Origin of the sequence: Algibacter sp., assembly GCF_039977455.1 — a bacterium.
In the GTDB taxonomy this organism is placed as follows: Bacteria; Bacteroidota; Bacteroidia; order Flavobacteriales; family Flavobacteriaceae; genus Algibacter_B.
This window is the reverse complement of sequence record NZ_JBDWDG010000029.1, coordinates 166,294-186,181: the sequence shown is the minus strand read 5'-3', so window position 1 is coordinate 186,181 and position 19,888 is coordinate 166,294. Positions and strand designations below refer to the sequence as shown.

Annotated in this window: 14 protein-coding genes; 8 read left to right on the top strand and 6 right to left on the bottom strand. The window is 34.2% G+C overall.

Annotation, left to right across the window (positions count from 1 at the left end; translation table 11 throughout):
* Positions 1-8: 8 nt before the first annotated feature.
* The 3 genes from ABJM36_RS14285 (at position 9) to ABJM36_RS14275 (ending at position 3,774) form a co-directional block, all read left to right on the top strand.
* The gene (locus ABJM36_RS14285) at positions 9-2,021 is read left to right on the top strand and encodes a fumarate reductase/succinate dehydrogenase flavoprotein subunit (RefSeq protein ID WP_348452175.1); all 2,013 of its coding nucleotides are present in this window, start codon (positions 9-11) and stop codon (positions 2,019-2,021) included.
* 10 nt (positions 2,022-2,031) lie between these two features.
* A complete protein-coding gene (locus ABJM36_RS14280; RefSeq protein WP_348452174.1) occupies positions 2,032-2,775 on the top strand; it encodes a succinate dehydrogenase/fumarate reductase iron-sulfur subunit in 744 nt (247 codons plus the stop codon).
* Between the two features lie 75 nt (positions 2,776-2,850).
* Positions 2,851-3,774, top strand: coding sequence for a M28 family peptidase (locus tag ABJM36_RS14275; protein WP_348452173.1), 924 nt, complete (start codon positions 2,851-2,853; stop codon positions 3,772-3,774).
* Here ABJM36_RS14275 and ABJM36_RS14270 read toward each other — a convergent pair.
* On the bottom strand, positions 3,771-7,193 hold the full coding sequence (locus ABJM36_RS14270; RefSeq protein ID WP_348452172.1) for a hypothetical protein: 3,423 nt from the start codon (positions 7,191-7,193) through the stop codon (positions 3,771-3,773). The two genes, ABJM36_RS14275 and ABJM36_RS14270, sit on opposite strands and share 4 nt — an antisense overlap.
* Positions 7,194-7,372: 179 nt before the next feature.
* Between ABJM36_RS14270 and ABJM36_RS14265 the strand changes: the two genes are divergently transcribed.
* From ABJM36_RS14265 to ABJM36_RS14255, 3 genes are all read left to right on the top strand, one after another.
* Positions 7,373-8,134: an exodeoxyribonuclease III gene (locus tag ABJM36_RS14265; protein ID WP_348452171.1), complete on the top strand. Its 762-nt coding sequence runs from the start codon at positions 7,373-7,375 to the stop codon at positions 8,132-8,134.
* A gap of 22 nt (positions 8,135-8,156) precedes the next feature.
* On the top strand, positions 8,157-9,116 hold the full coding sequence (locus tag ABJM36_RS14260; RefSeq protein WP_348452170.1) for an OmpA family protein: 960 nt from the start codon (positions 8,157-8,159) through the stop codon (positions 9,114-9,116).
* A 427-nt stretch (positions 9,117-9,543) separates the two neighbouring features.
* Positions 9,544-10,575, top strand: a complete 1,032-nt coding sequence (locus ABJM36_RS14255) for an aldo/keto reductase (RefSeq protein WP_348452169.1) — start codon at positions 9,544-9,546, stop codon at positions 10,573-10,575.
* A 495-nt stretch (positions 10,576-11,070) separates the two neighbouring features.
* Here ABJM36_RS14255 and ABJM36_RS14250 read toward each other — a convergent pair whose 3' ends face one another.
* Positions 11,071-12,585: a GH3 auxin-responsive promoter family protein gene (locus ABJM36_RS14250; RefSeq protein WP_348452168.1), complete on the bottom strand. Its 1,515-nt coding sequence runs from the start codon at positions 12,583-12,585 to the stop codon at positions 11,071-11,073.
* A gap of 42 nt (positions 12,586-12,627) precedes the next feature.
* On the opposite strand from ABJM36_RS14250, the gene ABJM36_RS14245 reads away from it, so the two are divergent.
* A complete protein-coding gene (locus ABJM36_RS14245) occupies positions 12,628-13,422 on the top strand; it encodes a DUF2797 domain-containing protein (protein ID WP_348452167.1) in 795 nt (264 codons plus the stop codon).
* Positions 13,423-13,545: 123 nt separating this feature from the next.
* Here the strand turns inward: ABJM36_RS14245 and rpsU are convergent, their stop codons facing one another.
* The 4 genes from rpsU to ABJM36_RS14225 all read right to left on the bottom strand — a co-directional run bounded on the left by rpsU (position 13,546) and on the right by ABJM36_RS14225 (position 18,597).
* Positions 13,546-13,740: a 30S ribosomal protein S21 gene (gene rpsU / locus ABJM36_RS14240; RefSeq protein WP_147765495.1), complete on the bottom strand. Its 195-nt coding sequence runs from the start codon at positions 13,738-13,740 to the stop codon at positions 13,546-13,548.
* 100 nt (positions 13,741-13,840) lie between these two features.
* Positions 13,841-14,704, bottom strand: a complete 864-nt coding sequence (locus ABJM36_RS14235; protein ID WP_348452166.1) for an RNA polymerase sigma factor RpoD/SigA — start codon at positions 14,702-14,704, stop codon at positions 13,841-13,843.
* A gap of 393 nt (positions 14,705-15,097) precedes the next feature.
* Complete coding sequence (locus tag ABJM36_RS14230) at positions 15,098-17,782, bottom strand: AsmA-like C-terminal region-containing protein (protein ID WP_348452165.1); 2,685 nt, start codon at positions 17,780-17,782, stop codon at positions 15,098-15,100.
* A 110-nt stretch (positions 17,783-17,892) separates the two neighbouring features.
* On the bottom strand, positions 17,893-18,597 hold the full coding sequence (locus ABJM36_RS14225; protein ID WP_348452212.1) for a queuosine precursor transporter: 705 nt from the start codon (positions 18,595-18,597) through the stop codon (positions 17,893-17,895).
* Between the two features lie 70 nt (positions 18,598-18,667).
* On the opposite strand from ABJM36_RS14225, the gene folK reads away from it, so the two are divergent.
* On the top strand, positions 18,668-19,798 hold the full coding sequence (gene folK / locus ABJM36_RS14220; protein WP_348452164.1) for a 2-amino-4-hydroxy-6-hydroxymethyldihydropteridine diphosphokinase: 1,131 nt from the start codon (positions 18,668-18,670) through the stop codon (positions 19,796-19,798).
* Positions 19,799-19,888: the final 90 nt, after the last annotated feature.

Here is a 19,888-nt window from a genome sequence, read left to right as displayed (position 1 = left end):
TTAAAACTATGGCTTTAGATTCAAAAGTACCTCAAGGTCCACTTAAAGATAAATGGACAGATTATAAAAATCATATAGATTTAGTAAACCCTGCAAATAAACGTAATATCGATGTTATTGTTGTTGGAACTGGTCTAGCAGGTGGATCTGCCTGTGCTACTTTAGCAGAATTAGGATATAACGTAAAAGCATTTGCTTATCAAGATTCTCCTCGTAGAGCGCATTCTATTGCGGCACAAGGTGGAATTAATGCAGCTAAAAACTATCAAGGCGATGGCGATTCTACATATAGGTTATTTTACGACACTGTAAAAGGTGGCGATTATCGTTCTCGTGAGGCAAACGTTTATCGTTTGGCCGAGGTTTCTGCAAATATTATAGATCAATGTGTGGCTCAAGGTGTTCCTTTTGCTCGCGATTATGGTGGATTGTTAGACAACCGTTCATTTGGTGGCGTTTTAGTATCTAGAACGTTTTACGCAAAAGGACAAACAGGTCAACAATTATTACTAGGTGCTTATTCTGCAATGAATAGACAAATTGCACGTGGAAAGATTGAAATGTTCAATCGTCACGAAATGTTAGATGTCGTTGTTGTTGATGGTAAGGCAAGAGGAATTATTGCAAGAAACTTAATAACTGGCGAAATTGAGCGTCATTCTGCTCATGCCGTGGTTATTGCCTCTGGTGGATATGGAAATGTGTTTTTCTTATCAACTAATGCTATGGGTTCAAATGTTTCTGCAGGATGGAAAATCCACAAAAAAGGGGCGTTCTTTTCAAACCCGTGTTATACGCAAATTCACCCAACTTGTATACCACGTTCGGGAGATTATCAGTCTAAATTAACTTTAATGTCTGAGTCTTTAAGAAATGATGGTCGTATTTGGGTTCCAAAAAATATGGAAGATGTTATGGCAATTCGTGAAGGTCGTAAAAAACCAACAGATTTGTCAGAAGACGAAAGAGATTATTACTTAGAAAGGCGTTACCCTGCATTTGGTAACCTAGTACCTCGTGATGTTGCCTCTCGTGCAGCAAAAGAGCGTTGCGATGCTGGTTATGGTGTAAATGCTACCGGTGAAGCTGTGTATTTAGATTTTGCTTCTGCCATAGACCGTTATGGAAAAGAGCAAGCAAAAATTCATAATATATCAAACCCTTCTAAGGAAAAAATATACGAATTAGGACAAGCCATTGTTGAAGCGAAATATGGAAACTTATTTCAGATGTATGAGAAAATTGTAGATCAGAATCCATACGAAACACCAATGATGATTTACCCTGCGGTACACTACACAATGGGTGGTGTTTGGGTAGATTATAACTTAATGACTACCATTCCTGGATGTTACTGTATTGGAGAAGCTAATTTCTCAGATCACGGTGCCAATAGATTAGGAGCCTCTGCTTTAATGCAAGGTTTAGCCGATGGGTATTTTGTATTACCTTATACTATTGGCGATTATTTAGCCGATGATATTAGAACTGGAAAAATTTCAACTGAAAGCCCAGAGTTTGAGGCTGCTGAAAAAGAGGTTACAGATAGAATTAACTTCTTTATTAATAATAAAGGAACAAAATCTGTAGATTATTTCCATAAGAGATTAGGGAAGGTAATGTGGGACAAAGTAGGAATGTCTAGAAACGCTAAAGGCTTGGAAGAGGCAATGGTCGAAATTAAGGCTATTCGTGAAGAATTCTGGAAGGAGGTTTCTGTGCCAGGATCAGCAAATGAAATGAACCCAGAATTAGAAAAAGCAGGAAGAGTTGCAGATTTCTTAGAGCTAGGAGAGTTATTTGCTAAAGATGCCTTAATGAGATCTGAGTCTTGTGGAGGTCACTTTAGAGAAGAGTCTGCTGAGTTAGATGGCCCTCAAAAAGGAGAAGCAAAACGTAACGATGAAGAATTTGCTTTTGTAGCTGCTTGGGAATATAAAGGGGAACCTGCAGATGCTGTTTTACACAAAGAAGAATTAGAATTTAAAGATATAGAACTAAAACAACGTTCATACAAATAATAAAGACATTATGAATTTAACACTTAAAATTTGGAGACAAGCCGACTCAAGTTCAAAGGGTCAAATGGTAGATTATAAAGTGACTGAAATTTCAGAACACATGTCTTTTTTAGAAATGATGGATGTTTTGAACGAGCAGTTAGTAAATTCTGGTGAAGAGCCAGTTGCTTTTGATCATGATTGTCGTGAAGGTATTTGCGGTATGTGCTCTATGTACATTAATGGTGAGGCTCACGGGCCAGATAGAGGTGTAACAACCTGCCAATTACACATGAGAATGTTTAAAGATGGCGATACCATTACAATCGAACCTTTTAGAGCAGCAGCTTTTCCAGTAATAAAAGATTTAGTAGTTGATAGAAATGCATTTGAACGTATACAACAAGCAGGTGGTTACATTTCTGTAAACACTTCTGGTAATACACAAGATGCAAACGCATTACCAATTTCTAAACATGCTGCCGATGAGGCTATGGATGCTGCTACTTGTATTGGTTGCGGTGCCTGTGTTGCTACGTGTAAAAACTCTTCTGCTATGTTATTTGTAGGTGCCAAAGTATCGCAATATGCGTTACTACCACAGGGGCAAGTAGAAGCTGCAGATCGTGTGCAAAACATGGTGGCGCAAATGGATTTAGAAGGTTTTGGAAACTGTACAAATACTGGGGCTTGCGAAGTAGAATGTCCAAAAGGAATTTCTTTAGATAACATTGCAAGAATGAATAGAGAATTAATGAAATCTGCTGTTAAGTAGTTCGATTTAAAATATATTTCAAGCCCATATCAACTTGTTGGTATGGGCTTTGTTATTTGTTTACTAATAGTGTTTATGAATAAACTTCGCCTAATTCTAATTTTTTACATTGTTTTTCAAGGATCGAGTGTCTTGGCTCAAACAGAATCGGCTTTGGAGTATGCGTTTGATAAAAATGCCTTATTAAAACATGTTAAATCGTTATCTTCTGATGCATTTCAAGGTCGAAGAACAGGTGAAAAAGGCGCTTTAAAGGCCCGAAAATATATTGTTAATCAATTCCATAGGTTACAAGTAAAACCCTTGGGTAGCTCGTTTGAACAAGCGTTTACTTTCCATAGAAGCGGTAAGCAGTATAAAGGGGTTAACATATTAGGGCGTATTGAAGGCCTGGAGTTTCCTAATAAATATATTGTAATAAGTGCGCATTACGATCATGAAGGTGTTAAACAGGGCCATATTTATAATGGTGCAGACGATAATGCCTCTGGAGTAAGTGCTTTATTCGCTTTCGCGGAATATTTTGAAATACACCCACCAAAACATACCGTTATTTTAGCTGCTTTTGATGCTGAAGAGTTAGGCCTACAAGGCTCTAAGTATTATGTAAATCATTCTATTGTTCCTTTAAAAGATATTGTTATTAATTTGAATTTAGATATGATAAGCCGAAGCAATAAAAATGAGTTGTTTGCTGTTGGTGGATCTTTCAATAAGAATTTAATGCATTTAATTTCGAAGGTGAAAACGTCGTCTAAAATACAATTAGTTACTGGTCATGATGGCTATGATAGATTAGAAAATTGGACCTATACTTCCGATCATGCTAATTTTCATAAAAAAAACATTCCGTTTTTATACTTTGGGGTCGAAGATCATAAGGATTATCACGAACCTACAGATGATTTTGAAAACATTCATCCAGAGTTTTATACCGAAGCTGTTAAAACAATTATAACTGTTTTTACAGATGTCGATAAGGTTAAAACGCACTTTTAAAAATAGGCTTTTAGTTGAATAGATCCGGAATGAATCGTTCGACTAGTTTCTGTTTTTCTACCAAAATAACTCAGGTTTAAATCTAAAAATTTGGTTAGTTTTTTTTGTGCTAATAAGCTCCAAGTAAAGTTTCTTCCAGGTTGTAGGCCTTCTAATAATTGGTATGCTACAGGCGTATTGGAGTTTCCTGTGTAATCGTTAGAAAAGTAATTAAATTCGCCGTTAATAGCGCTTTGTTGGCTGCTTGCTAAACTAAAAGACACGCCGTAAGTCTGTTGTTTTAAAGTTTCTAAATCGCCAATAGTATTGTTTTTACTTGCGTATTGGTAAAAAATATCGAAGCTAGAATTATCGTTAAATAAATAAGAAAGCTTAGGGTTGAATCTAGCCTCATCAAAATTATAGTTTTTACTAGCAAAATTTTCGCTTATACTCTCATTAGTATCAAAGGCAGAAAGCATATTTACTAACCAGTTTGCAGATAATTTATGATTAAAATTAAACTGGTGGCTTTTTAAACCATTCTCTATAAAACCAACCGATAAGATGCTTCTTGTTGTGTTTTCTAAAAATGTATAAGAGGTAGTGTAACGTTGTTTTCCTCTATTAAAAAATAAAATGTTTCTAAAGTTTAATTGTAAACCTAATTGGTCCTCTTCGCTATTATTAAAAGGATTCAAATTAAAATCACCGCCGTCTCGTTTTACTTTTCTATCAATTAAATAACTAGTTTGATTGTAAAAATGCGCCCAGAATTTTTTAATTTTTTTGTCTGAAACCGACCATTGTGCGGGGTTTATAGTAAGGGTTTGACTCAGTCTGTTTTGATGTGTTTTTATATAAACTTGATTAGGAAGTAGCACGCGAATGTATATACCTTGGTCTTGAAATTGAGCAATCTCAAATTCTTCAAGCTCCTGAATGCCGTTTTCGTTATAATCATTCCAAGTGTATGTACCTTGTCCTGCTTCAACTTCTACATAAGTGAAATCTTGCTGTGCTAATTGTCCAGAATTGGTTTCAAAAATTGTGTTCCACTGAAAAATTTGATTAAATAGTTTTTGGTTAAATTGTAATCTGGAGTTTATAGAGTTCTCATCGTCTAACGCGTCATCAGTATTATTTAAGGTTCTGTAATTGGCGTATAAAGATAAATTCGTGTTTTTGTTTTTAATAAGTCTGGAGTCTAAATAAAAGGTGTTGGATGTATTTACTTTTTGCAATTCATTATTTCTAATACTGTCATTTACGCGATTTTTATACCCGATTTCTGTAAAAATATTTGTGCTATCTCCTATACCAACAAACACTTCGTAAGATTTAAATTTCTGACTTAAAGCCGTAAGTTCTTGCGTGCTAATATTACGTTGTTTATTATCTTCAACAGCTAGTCTTGTGCCAATCCAACTATTTTTCATGCTATATATAATACGATTATAAGACCTTAAAAATGTTGAGGTGTTTGTATTGGAATCCGCATTTAAAAAACTAGAAGATGATAAAATGTTGAATTTATTTAAAAACAGATTAGCAAAGGTAATATGTCGGTTTCCATTAAAACCATCAGAAAAATTTAAATGTTCAAATTGGTAATTGACGCTCCCTTTTTTATGATGAGATAATCTTAAACCAGAATTTAATAGGATTTGATTACCTAAATTTAGTTCAATGACATTAGTGTTATCTATATCTAAATTCCAGTCGCGGTTAAATTCTGGATTATATAATCCTTCAATATTTCGGTAGTTAGAACTGATGTAATCACTATCCAAATAGGCATCAATAGTCCAAAGGCTATCTTTTTTTATAAGGTTTTGATTGATTTTAATTTTCCCTGCAAAACCATCGTTATTATCGTCGTTTATAGTTGAGAAAGCATTCAAATCATTTTTACTACCCGAAGCCTCGAAACTTATATTTGTTTTTTCCGAAGGTGAATAACTACCATTTAAAACCGCAATTTGTAGGTTAGTTGGAGCTACTAATTGAACAATTGGGGCGTAGTTTCCTTGGTTTACGCCAACATACTCATAAATGTTATTAATCGCATTTATATTACTTAATGCATAATCACCTTGATTATCGCCTACAAAAGTGAAAGTTACTCGATACAAGTCATCATCCGGATTGTTAGAAAATTCAAAACCTTCAACAGTGCCAAAAAGTGTTTTTTTATATAAAATGCGGTTGTCGTTTAGTTCATCTCGAACTTCCGATGGTGCTACCATTAACGACTTATCATCGCCAGCATTGGCAAGAATTTCAACTTGTTCTTCTGATAGGTTTTGTTGTAAAGGCTGATTTTTAGCATCATTTTCAGAATACATCGAAACCCCAATTTTTAGCTTTTTACTTTCGTAATTTCCACCACCATATCCAACAAATCGCGAATAATTCCGGTCGCTATATTGGTAATCGACAGTTATTCGCATTTCGGAAGTTATCGGATATGTCGAATTAAAAATAATTTCACCTGCATTGTAATCAATAATATAATCTTGGTCTTCGCCACGTTTTATTGGGATTCCATTTACATAAACTGTTTCGCTACCAGAAACAATAAGTACAAATAATTCGCCATTTGGCCCTTGAAGTTTGTATGGTCCCTGGTTACCTTCTAAAGCTGTAAACTGACTCGTGCTAAATTGCCCTCTAACCAAGGCACCTGCAGCAAATAAATTAGTGCTGTTATCCGTATGTCCTAAATTCAAGTTGAAATTTAAACCTTGTACACGTTTTGAAAAGCTTGAAAAATAGGAATTGGTATTTTCTAAATCGATGTCTCCAGCACGAATATTCCAGCGGTCGCTAAATAATTCGATAAATACTTGGTCAAACTCATCTAGGCGCTGGCTATATCCACTTTCTTGCAGCGGAATGTTAGCATCTTGAATGGACGCTCGCAAAGACACCTTATCATTTAACTTTCCTGTAATTTGAAGGTCTAATTCGCTGTTTAAAACCGAATTTTGATTGTTTCCAACAGTAACACCTCGCGATATGCTTCCAGAGGTTGTTAGGCCATCAAACGGTACATAGGTTTTATCTGTATTAGGTTGTTTTAATTTATATAAAGTTTGGCTGGTGCTATTGTTTTTAACAATAATACCCGCATCAAGCTGTTGGTAGGTTTTTGTTAAAAATTCAGGGAATTTTAGGTAGTTTATAATTATGGAGTCGGTATCAATAGATTTTTTAAATTTTAAAATGGCTTTAGAAAAATCAACCGAATAGTAGGTGGAATCTATAGGTGTGTTATCCTTTTTTTTAATAAAAAAGTAATTAGAATTAATGCTTACGCTATCAATTATAATGGTGTCTTTTACAGCATATTTTTTAGTTTTATAGTTGGACGATGGGTTTTGCGAAAACCCGCAAAATCCTATCAAAACTATAATTAATGGAATTATATACTTCATTAAGTATGTAAACTACAAATTGTTTAAAATATTTTGTTGATACTTTTCGTTAAATCTGCTGTAAAATGATGGCGTAAAAGTAATGTATTATTTATTTTAGCTGAAACAATGCGCTTTATATAAAAAGTGTAGTGTCCCGACAAAAGGTCTGGGTCTTTTAAATTATAAATAAAATTCTAATGAAAATTATATCCTATAACGTAAACGGTATTCGTGCAGCCATAAATAAAGGTTTTATCGATTGGTTAAAAGCTGCAAATCCAGATGTTATTTGTTTGCAAGAAATAAAGGCCATGAAAGAGCAATTAGATTTAAGCCTTTTTGAGGATGCGGGTTACAAATACAACTATTGGTATAGTGCCCAAAAAAAAGGATATAGTGGTGTGGCTATTTTAAGTAAAACCGAACCCGATCACATTGAATACGGAACCGGAATTGAGTCTATGGATTTCGAAGGCCGAAATATTCGTGCCGATTTTAATGGGGTTTCGGTAATGAGTTTGTATTTGCCATCGGGTACTAATGATGCGAGATTAAACCATAAATTGGAATATATGGATCTGTTTCAGGAGTATATAAACAATCTTAAAAAAGACATTCCAAACCTAGTAATTTGTGGCGATTATAATATTTGTCATGAAGAAATAGATATTCATAACCCAAAAATGAAAGGGGTATCGGGATTTTTACCAGTGGAGCGCGAATGGATTGGAAATTTTATAGAAAGTGGCTTTGTCGATTCGTTCAGGTTTATTCATCCTGATTTACAGCAGTATAGTTGGTGGAGTTACCGTGCTAATTCGCGCGCTAATAATAAAGGTTGGCGATTAGATTATGCCATGGTTGCGCAACCTTTACAAGAAAACATAAAAAGAGCCGTTATACTGTCTGATGCAGTTCATAGCGATCATTGTCCTATTCTGCTAGAAATTGAAAATTAATAACAAATTAATGCCAAACAACATGATTAAAAAAAGCATTTTTACAGTATTCACTCTTGTATTATTAGCATCTTGTGTGTCTCCAAAAATATATAAAGACCTCGAAGCAAAGTATGCTGATTTAAAAAAAGAGAATCGAAAATTATCCACAAATAACGAAGCACTATTAAGTGCAAAAACAGCAGCGGAAAATGAATTAAAACAATTACAATCGGCTTACGACGAGGCTATAGCGGAACGCGATAGGTTACAAGGTGAGTATAACGCAGCGAAATCAAATTTAGATAATATGAAGGCGTCTTACGATGCTTTAGAGAAAAATAGTTCGGCATCCATTGCTGCAAATTCTCAAAAAAACAGAGAGTTATTAGCGCAATTAGAAGCCAAAGAGCAAGCTTTAGCGGCAGAAAATGCACGTTTAGAAAAGCTTAAAAAAGAATTGGAAAACCGCTCTAACCGTGTAGCAGAATTAGAGCAAGTTATCGCATCCAAAGATGCTGCAATGACAGCACTTAAAGACGCCATTTCTAGAGCTTTAACCGATTTTGAAGGTAAAGGATTAACCGTAGAGCAGCGCGATGGAAAAGTATACGTGTCCATGGAAAATAAACTACTTTTTAGTTCAGGGAGTTGGGCTGTTGGTTCAGAGGGTACACGCGCTGTAAAGCAACTAGGTACTGTACTTGGGCAGAATCCAGATATTGCTGTTTTAATTGAAGGTCATACCGATAATGTGCCCTACAAAGGCAATGGGATTTTAACTAGCAACTGGGATTTATCTACCAAACGTGCCACAGCAATTGTTAATATTTTACGTCAAAATAATGATATTAATCCAGAGAATTTAACAGCAGCAGGACGTGGCGAATTCGCACCGGTGGCCTCTAACGAGGCCAAGGAAGGTAAGGCAAAAAACAGACGTATCGAAGTTATTTTAACACCAAAATTAGACGAGCTTTCTAAGTTATTAGGTGAGGAGTAAAATTTGGGCGCTTGACTGCCGGGAGGCAGGTTACCACACGGGTCGGGCTTTAGTTCGTTGGTTTTTTTGTGTTGCATATGTGCAACAACACAAAAAGGGCTTCAACAAATACCTCAATCCCTAACGCATAAAAAACCGTTAAAAGCTAAAATGCCTTTTAACGGTTTTTTTTATTGGGATTAACACAGATTTAAGTTTTTTAGGAAAAAAAGGGGGTATAGGTTTTTTATATTTGTAACAATAAGTATAAATGCATCTTTTAAAATTAACTTAAAAAAACAATTATTTTTTTAGGGTTTGGTTGTCCCCTCGAGGGGGTTTTAGGGGTGTCGTTTTATAGCATTGAAATAAATCTAATTTTCCAATATATAGTATCCTTTCAATTAAAAAGATTTCCGTCTTCGCGGAAATGAAAAAATAAAAATTAATGAAATACACAACACTACCCAACACCAATATAAAAGTTAGTAAAATATGTTTAGGTTCCATGACTTGGGGAAACCAGAATACCGAAGCCGAAGGTCATGAACAATTAGATTACGCAATAGATCAAGGTGTTAATTTTATTGATACAGCCGAGTTATATCCGGTTCCAGCCACTGCCGAAATGAGTGGGCGAACCAGTAAAATTATTGGTACGTGGTTAAAAAAATCGGGGAATAGAGATAAAGTTATTTTAGCTTCTAAAATTGCAGGTCCCGGCGATTATACCGCACATATAAGAACAACAGGTTTTAGCCCAAGTGCTATAAAAGAAGCTATAGATTTAGAATTAAAACGCCTACAAACCGATTATATCGATTTATACCAACTGCATTGGCCAGAGCGCGATACTAACCGCTTTGGGATTAGGGATTATAAATTAGATTCTAAATGGGAGGATAATTTTAATGAGATTTTAAATAGTTTAGATGCCGAAATAAAAGCAGGGCGAATAAGAAATATAGGGGTATCTAACGAAAATGCCTGGGGAACTATGCGTTATTTAGAGGAATCAAAACAACATAATTTGCCAAAAATTTCTACCATTCAAAACGCATATTCTATGTTAACCAGATCTTTTGAGGGAGATTTGGCAGAAGTTGCTTTAAGAGAAAATATAGGGCTATTAGCCTATTCACCTATGGCATTTGGTGTGCTATCTGGTAAATACATAAAAGGAACTGCGGCCGATGATGCCAGGCTAAAATTATTCCCAAGGTTTGCAAGATATAGTGGAGAAAGAGCTAGCGAGGCGGCTAAGAAGTATTTAGAAATTGCAGAAGCTAATAACATAAGTTTAGCGCAAATGAGTTTAGCATTTGTACACCAACGTCCTTTTGTTACCAGTACTATTATTGGGGCAACCAAAATGGAACAACTTAAAGAAAATATTGAGAGTATTAATGTGACGTTGAGTGATGATATTTTAGAGCAAATTGATGCCGTTCATGAGGCTATGCCTAATCCAGCGCCATAACTTTTTGATTAATGTATTTCCTGTCGCGAGGCTAATGGTTATTCATGATAGCGGTAAGTTAGAGGTATAAGTTATATTCTGGTATTAAACGCATATTATGAAAAACAAATTATAAAAATAGCATACGAATCGAAATCCGAGCTTTGTTTAAAATGAAAACAGGGTGTATAAAAAACTAAAAACCACACTGTTTAGTGTGGTTTTTTTTTAGTTAGGGAAATTAATTAATATTGGATATCTATATAAATAAAAAATTTATGTCTGTGTTTAAAACTGATGTAAAAGTAACCCTAATAGATAGTGTAACCATAGCCTAAAACTAGGTTTTAGATTATAAGACGAAATATTCGTTTAAAAACTTTTCTGGTAACATGTTGTCGGTTTTGATGTTTTTTATCGATTATTTCGGTCGACCAAGTTAACCCTAAATAGAATTTAGGTGTTGGTTTTTTGTTTTTGTTTAGCGCCGTTTAATAAAAGACTTACAACAGTATTCTAATCATTCAGTTTTAGTAATTCTTCTAAATAATCACGCGTGTTAGATAGTCTAGGTATTTTGTGTTGTCCCCCAAGTTTATCATTACTTTTTAGCCAGTTATGAAAAAGTTGAGGTCTAGCAATATTGATTTTAGGTTTGTTTAGTGTAATGTTATTGTAGCGTTTTGCTTCATAGTCGGAGTTTAAAGCCTTTAAAGCATTGTCAAGCAGTTCATTAAAATAGTTGATGTCTTCCGGAGGTGTTTTAAACTCAATTAACCATTCGTGGGCTCCTTTTTCTTTACCTTCCATAAATATGGGAGCTGCTGTAAAGTCTACAATTTCGGATTTTGTGCGCTTGCAAACCTTTTTTAATGCATGTTCAGCATTTTCAATTATAAGTTCTTCACCAAACACGTTTATATGGTGTTTTGTTCGGCCAGAAATTTTTATACGGTAGGGGTTTAATGATGTAAACCGAATGGTATCTCCAATTTTATAACGCCATAAGCCGCCATTAGTCGTGATAATTACGGCGTAATTTTGGTGTAATTTCACTTCACTAAGAGGAATGGCATGTTCTTGAGGAGTTGCATAAATGTCCATAGGAATGAACTCGTAAAAAATACCGTAATCTAGCATAAGAAGTAATTCTGATGAATCATTTCGATCTTGAATAGCAAAGAAGCCTTCAGAAGCATTATAGGTTTCATAATATTTAAAACCAGGTTTAGGAAGTAGTTTTTTATATTGGTCTTTATACGGTGTAAAACTAACGCCACCATGAAAGTACACTTCTAAGTTAGGCCAAATATCATGTAGGTTTTGCTTCCCTGTAGTTTCTAAAACATTATTTAATAACACAAGCATCCAAGACGGTACGCCCGCTAAACTAGTAACATTCTCATTGATAGTTTCGTTTACAATGGCTTGCATTTTATGTTCCCAATCGTTCATTAGTGACACCTTATTACTTGGTGTGCTACTAAATTCTGCCCAAAATGGCATGTTATCAATTAAAATAGCAGATAAATCACCATAAACGGTACCTTTTTCTTTATATAATTCTTTGCTTCCCCCAAGGCGTAAACTTTTACCATTAAATAATTGTGAGTCTTCGTTGTTGTTTAAATACATACAAAGTAAATCTTTACTTGCTGCGTAGTGGCAATCTTCTAAGGACTCTTCACTTACCGGTATAAACTTACTTTTTGCTCTGGTAGTTCCACTAGATTTTGCAAACCATTTTATGGGTGTTGGCCAAAAAATATTGCTTTCTCCTCGTCTGGAGCGTTCAATATCATCTTGCCAACCATCGTAATTTTTAATTGGAACACGCTCTGCAAATGTTTTATAATTTTTAATAGAAGCAAAGTCGTATTGTTTGCCAATTTCGGTGTTTTTAGCAAAATCTATTAAGCTTAAAAGTAGTTCGTTTTGCACCTCGTTCGGATATTTTAAGAACAATTCAATTTGATGAAATCGTTTTTTTAAAAACCACGATGCAATAGAATTTACTAAGGGAATTGACATATTTATTCTATCTTTATTTTTTTAAAAATAATACTTTTTTTTATGACCTACCAAGGTGTTTTAACAAAAATGGCAACAGAGTTTGGAAGTCCTATTCAATACTACCTGGTTTTTGAAAATGATTTCATTAATATGAATCAATTAATAGGAAAAAATGTTACCATAGAGTTTATAAAATACCAATGTTTAAATTGCGGACTGGATAAACCTATATTTAGGCAAGGTTTTGATAGACAATGTTTTTATGATACCGCTAGAGCGGGCGATTGGATTATGCGACCAGAATTAAGCACCGCACATTTAGGGATTGAGGACCGTGATTTAGAGTACGAGAAAAAGGTGCAATTGCAACCACATATTGTTTATTTGGCTAATTCTAGTAATGTAAAAGTGGGTGTCACTAGAAAAAATCAAGTGCCAACGCGTTGGATTGACCAAGGGGCACATGAAGCTATCGAAATTGTTGAGGTTCCCAATCGTTATTTGGCAGGAATTACAGAAGTAGCTTTAAAAGATTATGTTGGCGATAAAACCAATTGGCGAAAAATGCTAAAAAATGATATTGAAGACGAAAACCTGTTAGAATGGCGAGAGCGTTTAAAATCCCATATTCCTGGTGAGGCTGCCGATTATTTTATAGAAAACAACAGTGAAACCAATATAGATTTTCCTGTACTTCAATATCCAGAAAAACCGAAGAGTTTAAATATTAAAAAAGAATTAAAGTATACCGGAAAACTTGTTGGTATAAAAGGCCAGTATTTAATTTTTGAAGACGAACGGGTTTTTAATGTTAGAGCAAACGAGGGTTTGGTGGTTAATATAACTATTGAGTAATATATGGTTGTAGTGCTATAGCAAAGGAACTTTTTTGTTTACAACGTTCTATAGATATATAATAAACAAAAAATCCTCTTTACAATTGTAAAGAGGATTTTTATATCATTTTGAAACTAAAGACTAAATATCTTCTTGGTCTCTTAAATTTTGAATATAAGCTGCTTTTTGAACTTCACGACGTCTTTTTACAGAAGGTTTTGTAAAAAATTGTCCTTCTCTTAAGTTCTGCATTACTTTAATATTTCTGTGCTTTCTTTTGTAGCGTTTTAAAGCTCTCTCGATGTTTTCACCATCTTTAACTATTATTTTTAACATATGCCTTTATTTTAGTGCTTTTTCTGAAAATCCAAAATGGGATGCAAATTTGCGGTTTTTAAAAATAAAAACCTAATAAATTGAACTCTTTTGTTTTAGTTTACCCTAAATAGGTTCTTAATACTTTGTTTTTTGAGTTATGACGCAGCTTACGAATGCCTTTTTCGCGTATCTGTCTTACACGTTCGCGAGTTAAACCAAAAGCATCACCAATTTCTTGTAAGCTTTTTGGGCTTTTAACGCTTATTCCAAAATAATGACGAATAACTTCGGCTTCTTTTTCGGAAAGTGTATCTAAAACACGGTTAACTTCTAGGTTTAGCGAGTCTTTAAGTAATTTAGCATCAGGACTTGGTGATTCTTGCCCTGCAACTACATCATATAAATTTGATGTTTCACCTTCTTTAAATGGTGCATCCATTGACACGTGGCGACCAGAAATTTTCATAGACTGCTTAACATCGCTAACCGTTAACTCTAACGTGTTTGCAATTTCGTGTGCGCTAGGTGGCCTTTCGTGGGTTTGTTCTAAATGCGAATAGGCTTTATTTATTTTACTAATGGAGCCAATTTTATTTAATGGTAGTCGTACTATTCGAGATTGTTCTGCTAATGCCGATAGTATAGATTGACGAATCCACCAAACGGCATAGGATATAAACTTAAATCCTCTAGTTTCATCAAAACGTTTTGCAGCTTTAACTAAACCAGCATTTCCTTCGTTAATTAAATCGGGAAGAGTTAAGCCTTGATTTTGATATTGTTTGGAAACAGAAACCACAAATCTTAAGTTAGCCTTTGTTAGTGTATCTAATGCTTTTTGATCGCCTTTTTTAATGCGTTGAGCTAAATCAACTTCTTCGTCGGCAGTAATTAAAGGGATTTTACTAATATCTTGAAGGTATTTATCTAACGATTTAGATGCTCTGTTGGTAACTTGTTTCGTGATTTTTAATTGCCTCATATATAATATTTTGGTTGTTTAAGATTAAACCTAATTTATAATATAACTAAATAGTTGGAATAACCTAAAAAATCACTGTTTTTATTTAAAATGAGCGAAAATTGATTGAAAATAAGCTGAAATGAGCCGTTTTTTAGAGTTTTTTAGTGATTTTACAATAAAATCTTTAAAGGTTTGATGTACTGCTGACGCGAAATAGACTAGAGACTAATAGTAGCACTAGCCAATTAGTTCGTAATACAGATGGAAACGGCATCCTTTTTTAAGCCAACTAACTATAATTATGCTAATTAAAATAGGTTAAGGATTACCATATTGCTCATTTCTCGCAATGACAACTTTAGTAATATTCAATCCTTAGGGTGGGCTCAGGATTGTAGTAGCTTCCAAATATTATTTTACGGTATCTTTTTCCTTTTTACTTAATAAGCCACTAAGTACGTTTTTAACGGTTTCTTGAGTGTTTGTTTTTGTGGTAGTTGTTTTTGTGGTATCGCTGGTTTTGTTGTCTCCAATAATACCTCCTAAAACATCTTTTATGGTATTATTTTGTTGTGTTTTTGCCGAATCGGTTTCGGTTTTGTTGCTCCCTATAACATCGCCAATTAGACTTTTTACTTTGTCTTGGCCTTGGTTAAGGAGTTTTTGTTTTTCGATTTGTATAAGTTGATTGGTAAGGTTTGAAATGCCGCTTGTTAAATCAGTTTTAACGGTAGGGCTTGTAAAACTACCACCAATATTTGCCGTAACAGGTATGGTTAATTTGTTTACTTCGGTATCATTTATTTTGCCAATTAGTCTATTAATGTCACTGCCTAAATATTTTGCTGGTACATTAAAAATGGCACTATAGCTCATAGTTTGGTCGAAACTATGCGAGCCCGAAACGGTAATGGCAATATCTTGGTATTTAAAACCGAAAGGATTTACACTAACTTTTCCGTTGGCAAAGGATAATTTGGTTTTAAGATCATTTAAATCAAGTTTGCTAAAGTCGATAAAACTTAGCGAGCCTTCTAGTTTATTCATTAATTCGCTTTGGTCGGTGCCTATTCGTGTAGCGAGTAATTCGGCAAGTGCATCGCCAGATACGGTACCTAAATCTGGGGTGAATTCTTTATCTAATTTACCAGAAAGGTTAATATTTGTGTTTAATTTTCCTTGAAGAATTTTTGCAATAGGTGCTAAGCTTTTAAGTAATTCTAGATCTTTAAAAGATTGAGCAATATCAAAGCCGTCTGCCCCTAAATTTAAGCTAAATGATGGGGTGTCTTCTTTGGTTGAAATAGCGCCAGAAACAGCCAATGCACCATCAAAAATACTAGACTTTAGGTTTTCTAGTTTTGCTTGTTGATCTTTTATATAAAGGGTTCCAGTAACATTTTTAAGGTTTAAATTATCGTAAACTACGGTTTTAGCATAGGCATTTATGGTGCAATCTAAAAACGCTGGGATTTTTAAAGATTCGGCGTTACTTGTGGTTTTGTTTTCTGCTGGAGCGGTTTCACTTTCTGTCATAAAATCACTGACTTTAAATGTAGTTGAGTTTACATTAAAGTTACCTTTTAAGGTATTGTCGCTTAGTAAAAACCCTAATAAGTTAGATATTTTTCCATTGGCCTGAATATCGCTTCCGCCAGTTTTGGCATTAAAATTAGTTAACGAAACCGTTTCTGGGTTAAAAGTTAAATTGGCATCTGAAATATGAAAAGGATTAACAATATCTTCCGAAGAAAACACAAAATTAGAAATGCTTGCCGAACCATTGTTTTTTATGCGCGTATAGGCATTGGTTTCTATGGCATCCATATCGAATGCTGTATTAAGTTTTGCTTTTAATATACCGGTAAGGGTATTGTCTAATTCTATAGGATACGCTTTTGTTATGTTAGCAAGATTTAAAGTGCCATCTAAATAGGCGTTTACTAACATATTTTTAGTGATGTTTTTTATGGTTGCCGAAGATTTGAATACATCGTCATCAATTTTAAAGTTTAAAGTTTTAATATCGATGTACGTGTCATCTACGTTTCCTGTGGTGTTTTTTATTTCGGTGTTTATAACAATATTTTCCACACTTTTTGGCAAGTCAGGATATTTAAAAGACGCATTGTTGGATGTTATACTAATATCTAATTTAGGTATTGTAGTGTCCGAACTTAATCCCTTAATTATCCCTTTTACTTTAAAATCGCCAGAAGTTTGCACATTGGCAATATCTTTAGAATATGTTTTAGGTATAACGGCTAAGAAATTTTTAAAATCTGAACCCGGGTTTTCGAAAGTAATGTCGATATCTTGTCCGGCTTCTACAAGTTGTACATAGCCTTGAAACTCTAAAGGTAAATCGTTTATGTACCCTTTGTTTTCTTTAAAGGTGTATTTGCTATTTACTAAATCGAGACCTATTAATGCGTCTAACTTTACAGGATTACTGCTTAGGTAGTTTGCACTATCTAATGTGAAACTTACATTGGCTTCACTATAGGTATCAAGCTCTGAGGTTTCTGCAGAAAACGTACCATGCCCTTCGTGGTTTAACTCGGAAACGTGAATTAATGTTTTAGAAATATCGTCAATATAAGTTAAAGCACTGTTTTTTATTTGGTAGTCATCAATACTAAAGGTAAAATTACTAGAAGTAGTTTCGGTTGTTGGTGTGCTAGTCGTATCTTCCTTAGTAATGTCGTAATTATTGTTTCCTAATTTATCGGTTTTTAGTGTTAAAAGTGCCTCGTCTATATAAATTGAATTTATGGTTATAGGCTCTTCGCTAGCTGTTTTAAAAACTTCTTTAATAGACATGGTAAACGAAATATCTTTAATGGAGGCAAAAGTTTCGTCTTTAAATGGCTCTAGGTTTGTTATTACTAAATCGCTTACGCTTACGTGTGCCTGCGGAAAGCTTTTTATTAAGCTTAAAGACACATCGCTAAACTCTACATTTGCGTTTAGGTTATTATTAATAGTTTGTTTTACGATGTCTTTAATTTTTCCTTGAAAAGCAAACGGAATGGCTATTAAAAGTGCAAGTGTAATAAGTAAAGTGATGCCAATAATTTTTAAGGCTTTTTTCATTGTATTCGGGATTTGTATAAATATACGAGAGTGAATTATTTTAGGTCTAAGTAAACTAAAAGTTTAATATAATTTTAACCTAAGCACTAGTAATTTTAACGCATTCGGTATTACAACAAATCAATCTCTTCGTTTACTATTAACTTAAAACGTTTTCTAAAAAGGTATACACCTAAATATAATAATGGTGTATCGCAGGCAGCTACAATAACTTTAAATAAAAAGCCACTAACTAAAAGACCTTTAAAGTTTGCCCAATCTATAATGCCAAACGAACAGAGTAAAAATACAATAGTAAAGGTGTCTAGAAACTGCGAAAACCAAGTGGAAAAATTATTTCTTAGCCACAAGTGTTTGCCTTTGGTTAAGCGTTTCCAGAAGTGGTAAATTTGAATGTCTACAAACTGAGCAAACAGGTAAGTAAGCATACTTGCAAAAACGGCAATCATAGAGTTTCCAAAAACGGTTGTAAATGTTTTATCGCTTACGTAAGACCAAGGGGTTGCAGGAACCGCATCGGCCATAAAAATAATTAAAAGCGAAAATAAAGAAGCGAAAATACCAATGACAACCACATCGTTAGCCCGTTTTCTACCATAAATTTCACTTATTAAATCGGTAATTAAAAATGTAAGTGGATAGGGTAGTATGCCCACCGAAATTTCAAAAAGCTTATTGCCAAAAATTTCAAAATCGAAGGGGTACCAGTAAAAAAACTTTTGAAAAATAAGATTGGAAACCACCAACGATGTTATGAAAAGCGCTCCTAATAACAGGTATATACGTTGAGCGGCAAGTTTGTCTTTTAATGTCATATATGATTGTGAATAAATAGGCTCTGTAAATATAAAGGAAACCATTTACTTTTTATTAATTTGCCGCCCTATGTTAAAACCCAAAACATACCATATTGCTTTAGGAAGCAATAAAGGTGATAAATTTAAGAATTTACAAGATGCTATCGATACCATTTACGTGCGTATTGGTACTGTAAAACTAATTTCTAAAATTTACAAATCGCCTGCATTTGGCTTTGAAAGTGATGACTTTTTTAATTGCTGTCTTGTGCTAGAAAGCTATTTACAACCCCAAGAGGTTTTAGATTTGCTATTAAAAATTGAAAATGATTTAGGAAGAACTCGAACGCAAGCAAACACCTACGAAGCTAGAATTATAGACTTAGATATTGTTTTTGCCGAAAACGAGATTATAAACACAGCAACCTTGCAAGTGCCGCATCCAGAAATGGCTAAACGCAGGTTTGTTTTGTTACCGCTTAATGATATAGCTTCTAAACTAAAGCATCCGGTAAACAACACGCAAGTATCTGTTTTGTTGGACAACTGCGACGATGATTCGGTTTTAGAACCTATAAACATCTGGTTAAAAAACCCGAGTAAGCAACACCAATTTTCGAAGTTGAATTACATTGCTATCGAGGGAAATATTGGGGCAGGAAAAACAAGTTTAGCTACAAAAATGGCTCACGATTTTAACGCGCGTTTAGTTTTGGAGCGTTTTGCCGATAACCCCTTTTTACCTAAGTTTTACGAAGATGCAAGCCGATACGCCTTTACTTTAGAAATGTCATTTCTTGCAGATCGTTACCAGCAAATTAGCGACGACTTATCGCAACTCGATTTGTTTAAAGATTTTATCGTGAGCGATTACGATATATTTAAATCGCTTATATTTTCTAAAATTACTTTAAATGATGATGAATTTAATTTATACCGCAAGTTGTTTTACTTAATGTATAAAGATATTGCTAAACCCGAATTATACATTTACTTATACCAAAACACCGAGCGTTTACAGGAAAACATAAAAAAACGAGGTCGCGATTACGAGCAAAATATAGCCATTGAGTATTTAGAGAAAATAAACGCTGGGTATCTGGAGTTTTTAAAGACTCAAAAAGATTTTAATGTAAAAATAATCGATGTGTCTAATAGGGATTTTGTTGGCAATCGTGCCGATTATTTGTGGGTATTAAATGAAATTTCTGCCGAATAAAATATCGGTAGTGTTCATATGTTTTTCAGGTTCAATTAAACTTTTACTAGTTCATAGGGTCTAATGATTCTAAAAGCGCTAAATGAAATA

What these genes read in the sequence shown, in the direction of transcription:
- ABJM36_RS14285 (WP_348452175.1), top strand. Translation starts at nt 9, where the DNA reads ATGGCTTTAGATTCAAAAGTACCTCAAGGTCCACTTAAAGATAAATGG.
- ABJM36_RS14280 (WP_348452174.1), top strand. Translation starts at nt 2,032, where the DNA reads ATGAATTTAACACTTAAAATTTGGAGACAAGCCGACTCAAGTTCAAAG.
- ABJM36_RS14275 (WP_348452173.1), top strand. Translation starts at nt 2,851, where the DNA reads ATGAATAAACTTCGCCTAATTCTAATTTTTTACATTGTTTTTCAAGGA.
- ABJM36_RS14270 (WP_348452172.1), bottom strand. Translation starts at nt 7,193, where the DNA reads ATGAAGTATATAATTCCATTAATTATAGTTTTGATAGGATTTTGCGGG.
- ABJM36_RS14265 (WP_348452171.1), top strand. Translation starts at nt 7,373, where the DNA reads ATGAAAATTATATCCTATAACGTAAACGGTATTCGTGCAGCCATAAAT.
- ABJM36_RS14260 (WP_348452170.1), top strand. Translation starts at nt 8,157, where the DNA reads ATGATTAAAAAAAGCATTTTTACAGTATTCACTCTTGTATTATTAGCA.
- ABJM36_RS14255 (WP_348452169.1), top strand. Translation starts at nt 9,544, where the DNA reads ATGAAATACACAACACTACCCAACACCAATATAAAAGTTAGTAAAATA.
- ABJM36_RS14250 (WP_348452168.1), bottom strand. Translation starts at nt 12,585, where the DNA reads ATGTCAATTCCCTTAGTAAATTCTATTGCATCGTGGTTTTTAAAAAAA.
- ABJM36_RS14245 (WP_348452167.1), top strand. Translation starts at nt 12,628, where the DNA reads ATGACCTACCAAGGTGTTTTAACAAAAATGGCAACAGAGTTTGGAAGT.
- rpsU (WP_147765495.1), bottom strand. Translation starts at nt 13,740, where the DNA reads ATGTTAAAAATAATAGTTAAAGATGGTGAAAACATCGAGAGAGCTTTA.
- ABJM36_RS14235 (WP_348452166.1), bottom strand. Translation starts at nt 14,704, where the DNA reads ATGAGGCAATTAAAAATCACGAAACAAGTTACCAACAGAGCATCTAAA.
- ABJM36_RS14230 (WP_348452165.1), bottom strand. Translation starts at nt 17,782, where the DNA reads ATGAAAAAAGCCTTAAAAATTATTGGCATCACTTTACTTATTACACTT.
- ABJM36_RS14225 (WP_348452212.1), bottom strand. Translation starts at nt 18,597, where the DNA reads ATGACATTAAAAGACAAACTTGCCGCTCAACGTATATACCTGTTATTA.
- folK (WP_348452164.1), top strand. Translation starts at nt 18,668, where the DNA reads ATGTTAAAACCCAAAACATACCATATTGCTTTAGGAAGCAATAAAGGT.